At 49.0% G+C, this 9818-nt stretch carries 7 protein-coding genes; 4 read left to right on the top strand and 3 right to left on the bottom strand.

Going from position 1 to position 9818, the window contains the following annotated elements; genetic code table 11:
• Window positions 1–92: 92 nt before the first annotated feature.
• Entirely contained in the window at window positions 93–539 is a 447-nt protein-coding gene (locus C8R21_RS09775) for an FAD-binding oxidoreductase (RefSeq protein ID WP_181258894.1), read from the bottom strand.
• Window positions 540–1424: 885 nt separating this feature from the next.
• Between C8R21_RS09775 and C8R21_RS09765 the strand changes: the two genes are divergently transcribed.
• The 4 genes from C8R21_RS09765 (at window position 1425) to C8R21_RS09750 (ending at window position 6117) form a co-directional block, all read left to right on the top strand.
• Window positions 1425–1856, top strand: a complete 432-nt coding sequence (locus C8R21_RS09765) for a hypothetical protein (protein ID WP_107762517.1) — start codon at window positions 1425–1427, stop codon at window positions 1854–1856.
• A 228-nt stretch (window positions 1857–2084) separates the two neighbouring features.
• Window positions 2085–3389: a hypothetical protein gene (locus C8R21_RS09760; protein ID WP_107762516.1), complete on the top strand. Its 1305-nt coding sequence runs from the start codon at window positions 2085–2087 to the stop codon at window positions 3387–3389.
• 11 nt (window positions 3390–3400) lie between these two features.
• Window positions 3401–4915 (top strand): Dyp-type peroxidase, encoded by a 1515-nt coding sequence (locus C8R21_RS09755; protein ID WP_107762526.1) that lies wholly within the window; start codon window positions 3401–3403, stop codon window positions 4913–4915.
• The gene (locus C8R21_RS09750) at window positions 4912–6117 is read left to right on the top strand and encodes a catalase family protein (protein WP_107762515.1); all 1206 of its coding nucleotides are present in this window, start codon (window positions 4912–4914) and stop codon (window positions 6115–6117) included. The genes C8R21_RS09755 and C8R21_RS09750 overlap by 4 nt, the downstream gene beginning before the upstream one ends.
• Before the next feature lie 218 nt (window positions 6118–6335).
• On the opposite strand, the gene C8R21_RS09745 is transcribed toward C8R21_RS09750, so the two are convergent.
• Both C8R21_RS09745 and C8R21_RS09740 read right to left on the bottom strand, forming a co-directional pair.
• Window positions 6336–8000, bottom strand: coding sequence for a lipoxygenase family protein (locus tag C8R21_RS09745; RefSeq protein ID WP_107762514.1), 1665 nt, complete (start codon window positions 7998–8000; stop codon window positions 6336–6338).
• Between the two features lie 73 nt (window positions 8001–8073).
• Window positions 8074–9480, bottom strand: a complete 1407-nt coding sequence (locus C8R21_RS09740) for a peroxidase family protein (RefSeq protein ID WP_258192337.1) — start codon at window positions 9478–9480, stop codon at window positions 8074–8076.
• Between the last annotated feature and the right edge of the window lie 338 nt (window positions 9481–9818).

Genomic DNA, 9818 nt, shown 5'->3' with positions numbered 1-9818 from the left:
AAGCAGAAGCAAACTATTATCAGCAATTGGTCCAAAAGGCCACGGTAGAAGTTTAACTTAAACCAAAAAGCCTCCACGAAAACCGGGGCGATTCAACCGTGCGGAATCATGAGATCCTTTTCAGCCAGTTCAGTAGTGAGTTTCTTGAATGGTGTACCGGGTTGTATGAGGACCAGTCGCGGTTTTGAATCAGCTTCCGCCTTCTTATCCTTACCATCAATAGTGACCATATTCATTTTTGAGAGATCAAGGAGAATAGTATCAGTACCAGAGCATTCCCCTTCATGGTCGTGACCCCCCGAGCGCACCCGTAAAGGCAGGGCAAGTTTGCTCGTAAACTTAACCGCCACACTTACCTGTTCGGCAGTAGTACATAGCACAATAGCGGCTGGCATAAACCGAAATTTGGTGTTGAAGATCTTGCAACGTTCGTCGTACTTTTCCCCATTTTCTTCCTTATTTTCCTGAGAAAGAATTATGGGAATCTCCACTCCAGCTAAACAGTAAGCCGCTCTAAGTTCAAAGGTAATATTCATCATGTTGTTAATTATTAAATTTGTGGTTGAACGGACAGCTGCAGAACAGTGCTGTAGCAGATCTTGCGCATGAATAGCGTGCCATTCATCTCCCATATACCAGAGGGCCAATATCTCCTAATGGTCTAATTAAGGTAAATGCATCTGCCCCCCCGTAAATTTGCTCTTCTTCATGTCATGAGTCTCATGAGTCTTTTCCAAGTCAAATTCATGGTAGAAACTTCACTTTTAAACAGGCTCTTACTCAAGATCAAAAATTTGTAAGTTTCTTGAAGGGCGCCGAGCTGTGCACTCTGAAAACTGTTAATCATTGCCCTGGTTGCAACATTCAAGGACCCTGTCCACCTGACCCCATTATCTATAGGAGACTTGGAAGAATGGCCCCTACCTTACAACGGCAGAGAATGAGCCACTCTGGAGGGGAAAATGGTAAATGAGGGATAAAAGTCCGTTGAAGGCAGAATCATGCTGGCTACGAAAGGCGAGCAACCATTTTCTTTATGAGGTCCGGGACATGGAATTGGCTTCATGTAATCTCAATCCTGGTGATCCGTAGCTTTTAAGGTCGGTTTTGTCCAGGCCAAATGCCAGGATTCAACAAAAGGATGCACATCTGATAAAAATTCACATTGACTATTTGGGGATCGGATATATGATGAAATTAGATGAGGTGTCTGAGTTGGACCGGGTTCTGATGGAGGGGGATCAAATCGTCAGTTCTGCTCTTCAAAGAATGGAGTATGAGGCGGGGCTGAGCAACCAAAAAAACTTATTCGAGTTTGGAAGAGCTACTTCAACGAGTCTGCGATGCGACAGGAGCAGGCGGATCGCGCGTGCGGCCCGGCCTGTGTTGATAAAGAATGCGCAACAGGAGATAGGGGGGTAATAATGGCTTACGATATTCATCAGGTGATCAATATGTCGCAAGAGGAGCTCGACCAGTTGTTTTCCTCGGGGGAAGTCGGTGAGATACCGGATGGTGAAGCAAGGGGCACCGCTATTATCGCGCCCGGCACGCCTTATAACTATGCGATCGCTCAGGTCATCAATTTTTTTGCCTGGCAGGGGAAGATTTTTGATGCCAAGACAAGTACGTTGAAGAACGAAATTTCACCTTTTGGCTTTCGTGCGATCATCGCCAAGGTGTACAAGGACGATAGCTGGTTCGACCACAAGCCATGCATTGTTCTCGATTATTCGGAAACGTCCACAGTGGCCCAACGGGTCCGTGACGAAATCCGCAAGGTGGCGGACAAGCAATATCTGGGGAAGGTTTACTGGGGCAACAAGCACCTTATAGACTTCTTCCTGCAGTTCTGAGTTATCTGAGCGGTTCCGCCACACCCGGCTTTCAGGCATTCGAACTGAGTGTTTGAGACTTCAAAGACAGGCTTGCGGTTATACAGGTTTGCGGTTATCGGAACGCCATCGTTCACGAGGGCGTCTGTTTCACTGACGGGCTCAGCTTATACTCCGCAATCTGGAGACAGGAAAGCCGCTGAGCAGAAAAACAAGAAGTCGTATAAATATCTAGTGAGATAAAAAGCCATGACACCCCAATCCAGCTTCATGATTGTTGCGGCTGTACGTGACGGGCAGTTGAAAGACCTGCGCGCCTTACTGGCTTCGATGAATAACCTGCCCGGTCATGCTGACCCTGATAATGGGCTGATTCCATTCGGGAAGTTTGATCGCGTGCATTTTGCGCGTTTCGTGATCATAGAAGCAAGAACCGCACAGGAAATTAGAGAATTCGGTGTAACGCCAAGACCGTGGCGACCCACACTCGCCTTTCTTGGCGATATCGACGGAGATATGCAGACTTTTTTTCTGGAACTGATTGAGCGCGCAGAGCCAGGTCTAAAAAAAATCTTTTCTCATTGCGAAGGTTTTTCTGAAGAAGACCAAGACTTGCTGGGCTGGATGAAGGCAAACAATATAAATGCCAGCGCCACCTATGTTAACTGGATTGGTCGAACGGTCAGGCAAATCCATGAAGAAGCAGCGCTACATCGAAGTTTGTCCATCTATCTGCAGAAAACTGCTGACGATGTGGGCCGGGAAAACGTTCGTGCTTTACGGCAAAAGCTGTTGTCTTATGTCGAAATGGAAAAATACAAAGGCACGCTTACGTTAACCCCGCCAGAACCCACACCCCCCGAATGGAAAATGCGCAATCTTCTGCATATGATCGGGGTTCCATTGATCCTGCTTCTTCTATCCCCCTTATTACTGGTTATTGCGCTTATCTTTGCGCTACGTTTGAGAATGCTTGAACGCTCTGACCCTGAGCTCTTCATCCGGCCCAGCCGTGAACATTTGGCAGAGCTTACAGTGCAGGAAGATCAGGATGTCAGTAATCAGTATAGTGTGTTCGGTGACGTGAAACCTGGGGTGGTCCGCCTGCTGACTTTCAAATTCATACTCCTGCTGACCGACTATTTTGCCAGGCACGTATACAACCACGGATTTCTCGCCCGAATAAAAACGATTCACTTTGCCCGCTGGGTGTTCATGGACAATAACCATAGAGTTTTTTTCGCCAGTAATTATGATGGCAGCCATGAAAGCTATATGGATGATTTTATCAACAAGGTTGGCTGGGGCCTCAATCTTACCTTCACTAATGGTGTCGGCTACCCCACCACTCAGTGGATCATCAAGGAAGGCGCAAACCGGGAGCATGCCTTCAAATATACGCAAAGGCGACATCAAATACCCACCGAGGTTTGGTATAAGGCTTACCCGGGATTGACAGCTGTTGATCTCGCGCGAAACAGTCGTATCCGGCAAGGCGTGGAAATTCGGCAATCCAATGATGCGGAAATCCGTGAATGGCTTAGCCTGATCTGAGGAGCATGGAAATGAAAGAATCAAGCGACTTTGAATTCGATGATCTTCAGGGGCTGCTGCGCTTTGGGTATGGGAAGCTGACGGATACCTCTTTCATGTTGCTGAATATCGTAAATGCCGATCTGGCCAAAAAATGGCTGGAGACAGCACCCATCAGCAGCGCCATCACGCAGGATCCTCCACCAGACACGGCACTGCAGATTGCCTTTTCCGTGGAGGGTCTGCGCGCCCTCGGACTGGAGGAATCCGTTGTCGAAGGCTTTTCCGATGAGTTCATCGTTGGTATGGCAGGAGATGAAAGCCGCTCCCGCCGCTTGGGTGATGTCGGCAACAATGCGCCGCAACAGTGGAAATGGGGAGGCAATGCGGCACAGGTTCCGCATGTCCTGTTACTGCTTTACGCCACGAAAGGAGGTATCACTGCCTGGCAAAAAACCATAGAAGGTGAATATTTCTCAGGCGCATTTCAGTTGCTGCAGGAACTGCCTACGCTTTATATCGGTGACATCGAGCCTTTCGGATTCCCGGATAGCATCAGCCAGCCAACCGTAGACTGGATGCAGCGGCAAAGCACGGATACCCACGAGCGCGATCGTTATTCCAATTTGCTGGCTCCTGGAGAAATCGTGCTTGGCTATCGCAATGAATATGGGCAGTACACTGCGCGGCCGCTCATCGATTCCCGGAAAGACCAGCTTGCAACCGTGCTGCCCGGCGCCGAGGATGATCCCCCACTCAAGGATTTCGGCCGTAATGGGACATATCTGGTGCTTCGGCAACTGAGCCAGGATGTTCCGGGCTTTTGGCAGTTTCTTGACAAGGTGTCGGATCACATACCGGAAAAACGCGAGCAGCTTGCCGCTGCCATGGTGGGTAGGGAACTCGATGGCACGCCTTTGGTTCCGGCACACATTCCAGGTATCTCGCGCAAAGAATATGAGAACGATTTTACCTACGACCAGGACTCAAAGGGGAACTATTGCCCGCTCGGCGCTCATGTGCGCCGATCCAACCCGCGTACAGGCGATTTGCCTACGAGTGCATGTGGTCCCTTAGACCGGTTGATCAAAATACTGGGTTTTGGTCAAAGGCCGGATGAAGATCTGATCGCCTCTTCCCGTTTTCATCGTTTGCTGCGGCGTGGTCGCTCTTATGGGCCGGCGCTTGCACCGAAAGATGCTATCAAACCCCAGGCACCTGTTGCCGAACGGGGAATACAGTTTATCTGCCTGGTAGGCAACATATCGCGGCAATTCGAGTTTGTTCAGAATGCATGGACCATGAACAGTAAATTCGATGGCGTGCAAAATGAAAAAGATCCAATGTTGGGGAATCGCGAACCCTTGATGAGCGGTGAGAGCACCGATCATTTCAATTCTCCCGATCCATCGGGGCCGAGGCGGACAACCTGTCATCTGCCGCAGTTTGTTACCACCCTTGGTGGCGGATACTTTTTTATGCCCGGGCTGCGCGCACTCAAATACATTTCCGCCTTGCCTGCTAACAGGACTGGTAGCCCATCATGACAAAGATAAAGAACCGGATACTGAAGGCTATTCACAATTTTCTGATTCTGCTGCTACGGATCGAGCGCCGGCTGGAACCCTGGTTCCGCGCACAGTGGGACTATCTCTTCCGCGAACCCAGCGCGAAGTTTATTCAGTACTTGATCAATCGTCGGCGCAAGAACGAAGGTTTGCAGCTGGCTGAAGAAAAATTCTATCCGGATGAAGAAGAAAGTCTGAACAAGATTATTGATCTCATGATGGATCAGATGCGCGGGCGTTTCAAACCGGGGGGGTATGAGCGGGGCGGCAATACAAAAACACACGGCATTGTGCGTGCCACGGTAACCATACGGGACGATTTGCCGGAACATTGCCGCAAGGGTATTTTTGCCCATCCACGCACCTATCCTGCCTATGTGCGTTATTCCGGGCCAGGACCGAACGTGCCTGCCGATATCAATGATGTCGGTTTCATGAGCATGGCGGTGAAACTCATGGGTGTTCCGGGCGAAAAACTCATGAGCGAGGAAAAATTCACGCAGGATTTCATAACGACCAGTGGCGGCGCGACGTTCGTCACACCCAACACGCGGGAAAATGCCAAGCTGCAATACTGGAGCCTGGTGGATATGACGCTTTATTATTTTCTCAATCCCAAGGATTCCCACCTGCTTGACTTCTTCATGCAGAGCCTGTGGAATGAAACTCAATATAATCCGTTGGGGCAGCGTTACTGGAGCTGCACTCCCTACCTGCTGGGTGAAGGACAGGCCATGATGTATTCATTCGTACCGAAAACAACAGATGTTGAAACCCATATTCCCGGCCTGCCATTTGGCACCCCGCCGTTTAATTATCTGCGGGAGAACATGATCAAGACCTTGAATGAGAAGGATGTCGAGTTTGATCTTATGATTCAACTCCAGACGGACCCTCATCTGATGCCTATTGAAGATAGTTCGGTACGTTGGCCGGAACAGCTTTCCCCGTTTATTCCCGTTGCCACGGTTCATATCCCGAAACAGAAATTTGATTCCGATGCGCAGTTTGAGTTTGCCAAGCGGCTGAAAATGAATCCTTGGCATTGCCTGTCTGAACACAGGCCGTTAGGCAACCTGAATCGGGCACGCTTCAGAATGTATTATGAGCTATCCAAATTCCGGCAGGAGATGAATGAAACCACCCATCTTGAACCAACCGGGGATGAGATATTCGATTAATGAGCCGGCCAGAAAACACTATGAGTCCCCTTGTTCCGGACCTGCCCGGAATCCAGCAAACCGGAATTCAGCCAAACCAGTAATGGCGTGCTTTGAACGTCACTGGATACCCGCTTCCGCCGGTATGACGTTTGTACTGCTTGCCCGCCTGAATCAATAGTTGTGGTAGTTCAGAATTAATCTGACAGGTGGGTCTGCGCTGTAATTTCCCCCTCCCATTAAATGGTTACACCGTTCGGAATGAATCTTGGATTCATGCGATCATAGGCAAAGGAACGTCTGCTGTTTCTCTGGTCGATTTCCTCTTCTATTTCTTTCAGCCTGTCCCCAAACCGCTCTATCACCTCGTGTGCTTCAGAATCGAATGGCTGTAAGTTGTACTGACCGATCGAGCTGACACGAAAATTCGTCAGGAAATAGGTCCAGGTTTGCGAATAAGCAGCTCGAAATGCCGGCTGAATCTTCAATAATCCAGCTGCATCAATTTCAGCATTTTTTCCAGCCGGAGGCGGTGCATAAGCCGAATGCGGCATATTGGGAACGAATCCCGGATATTTGTATTGGTTGAAGTGAATGCAGGAATGAAAAGCAGTACATAGGAAAATGATATGACCGAGAGTCTCGCTCAGCTCTTGCCTGGATCCAAATCTGGCGGGAAACTCGGGAATTCTGCCGCGATCCCGCGCACTGATATCATGTGCCCATGCCTGAATTTCATAGTCGTCAGTAACATCTGCTTCAGATTTGTAATATAAATCGACATATTCCTTGCAAAAGCCTTGAATCGTATTCCACAGCAAAATGCCATCATCGCGATAGGGATAAAAAAGATCAGGATTATCGACTTCCCGCTTCGCAATATCATCAGGGAAGGCGGATTCTTTAAAATTAAAGCTCGTCATGCCATTGGCCATGCACTGAGTCATCGAGTCATAGTCTCCGGCAAATAGCTCACCGTACCGGCCCGGCCGTCCTTTCCGGTCTTTCAGGAAAGTGTGCTGGTGATTGACATTGAGCGTATATTGAAGATGCGGATTTAATAGAACATAAAGCGGGTGAGATTTATAAAGCTGTCTTCGTGAAGCCATGATAATGGCTTCCATCACGTAATGAATACGGGTCGCATGGGTATACAGGATGTGATGGTTGCCATCTGCGACCTGGGCGAACATTTTCGCTGTCAGCCAGAGATTGCCGTCTTTTGACGTATAGATTGGATTATCGGGCCTGGCATCCTGGTACAGCTGGATGGCAATCGGCCGCAGCATGCCATCCGATTGCAGGAACAACACGACGATCGGGGTCGTGACATATTGCTTTTGTCCGCCATCGATATACCCCGGGTTTGACTGCAATACATCCAGGACTGCGTAGTCCAGGACGTATAGGCGCTTTTGCTCGGTGGCAGCCGCATAGTCGATCTCATCAACCTGCTCTTCAAAAATTTGCCGTATCTCAGGTTCCGGCAGCTTTTCCGGCAGAGGATTCTGATGGGTTACAGCGCGCAACATTACAGGATTTACTCCAATGACGCGTTGCAGGCCAAATACCAGGTCTTGCTGGAAGCTATCGACGAGATCGGGGTTTGGAGGACTCGCCGGAAAAAAAACATAATCCCGATAACTTTCCATCGGCTTGCCGAGCAGGTAGCGCAAAAAGGTAACCGATAGGCGGGGTAAACTTGGAATCAACCGTAAAAGGTTTATCCCCCCGCGGAGCCAGTATCCAATACCGGGTATCTCCCGCCATGGCAGTTTACGCACGACTGCAATAGTATCGACATACTCATAGGCGTATTGATATTCAGCCTGCCTCTGAAGAAGATAATTCTTCCGATCTTCTTTACCTGTATTTTCTTCGTTCTGCGGTAGCTTGTTCGACACGAGGCACTCCTTTATAAAAATAAGGTTCTTGCCTGGTTTCCATAGCTTTTCTATGTGCCCTATCTTTCACTGATCACTGCACAGATGTATTGAAGCTTGCAACGACCGTATCGCTATTCCTTACATTACGTTTGACGATATCCGCGAGTGAACTTGTTTCTTCAATAACGGATTGTCCAATCCTTGAAAAGGTCTTTTCATTGTGTACATAGATCGATACAAGCGGGTTTGTCAGCGCATGGGTAAACGCATCGTATCCCACCATCCGTACCATGAGACGCCCAAGACTGAAGCCTTCATCATGATCTTCGGCAAATATGCCAACCTGCCACTCCAGATCGTCGATCCGGTCTTTATAAAGGTCCTTCAGTTCCCGCTGTAGTTCACTGTCCTCCGTCAATTCCTCGAAACTCCGCAAACGGGGCATGCTGAATGCTTCCCGATAGTCATTGAAGGGACGGAGCCTGGCCTGACGTCCCATTGCGATGGAGCGCTCCATGACGCTTCGATTATCGTCACCAACGGGCAGCGGATAGAAAAAGTAACTATGTGTATTGTGAAGACCAATACGGCCCGCTCGTTGCGTCGATGCGGCCGTTATCAGTTTTCCGATGCCATGTTGAATTGCCAGCGGGGTATTGTTACGAAACGCATCCAGCGGGTATGACTTGTTACCGACCCTGTAATTTTCGGGGACCATGGAATGCCACCGGTACAGAAGGTTGAATTCCAGGGAGATCCAGTTGGTGCGGTACCAGCGCTGCCTTTCCGCCAGATCAGGGGAGGGGTCGAGGGTAAAACCAAACTGTGTAAAACGCGAGACGTAATCGGCCAGAACCACTTTGATCAGCAGCACAACCATGATGTTTCTTGCCGTCTGAAACAGGCGTTCATCATCCCATGTTGGGTAAGCTTCTTTTAGCAGGTCGCAAATCCGGTTGTGTTCACGCAACATTAATGTATTCATTATGGTATAGCCAACCGACGAGTTGCCGTGCTCCAGCCCCGCGGCAAACATGCGTTTCAACCGTTCCTCGGGGATATTGCTAAAAACAAAATCCAGAACCTCGCGGGGGTGCAGCTTCTCGAATTCTTTATCTGCGAACACCCAGTGGCCCGTAGTCGTCTCTTCAACGTTAAAAAGGTAGGGAGGAAAAATTTCTCCATCGATAATCTGGTACTTCAGCTTCCCATCTTTTTTCAGCCGTAAATAATGCGTAATTTCTTCCCGCAAACCATAGAGCTGGCAAAGATCGATTTCATGGTTCGATGTATTTTTCCGGCGATCGCGAAAATCTGTCCTGAGGAAACTATCGGTAAACCACTGGGCAAAGAAAGCAAACAGTATGCTTGTATCGACTGAGGATATTTCTTTGTTCTCTTTTCTTCGCCATAAATCAACGACTCTTTCCATATCCGGTAGATTCTGATCCCCTTCCGCCTCCGGCAGATGCCGTCCGGTAAATGACTTATCCGTCAACGATTGCCAGGTCGTATAAGATGAAGCCAGCGAGAACGGCCGGGGCCGAGGGTTTGTGGAATAGGCTTGCCAGTTGACAAAAGCGTCACTGATAAACCGCCGTAACCATGGTATCCGCGAAACAATTCTGACGAGCCAGGGAAATCTGTTCGCAATCCGAAACAGGATCGGGAAAAAAAATTCATACATAATCTCACACCCCTTCTTCGTGTAAGCGGCAAGTCATTGACGAATCCCATATTCTTGTTTTTCAGAACGGTGGTGTATGCACGGATAGAGATCGGCAAGCCAGCGATGCTGTCCACGGAGAGTGGATGAATTGCTCATTTTTCGACTCT

The organism is Nitrosospira multiformis (assembly GCF_003050865.1).
GTDB lineage: Bacteria > Pseudomonadota > Gammaproteobacteria > Burkholderiales > Nitrosomonadaceae > Nitrosospira > Nitrosospira multiformis_E.
This window is presented reverse-complemented; position numbering and strand designations above follow the sequence as displayed.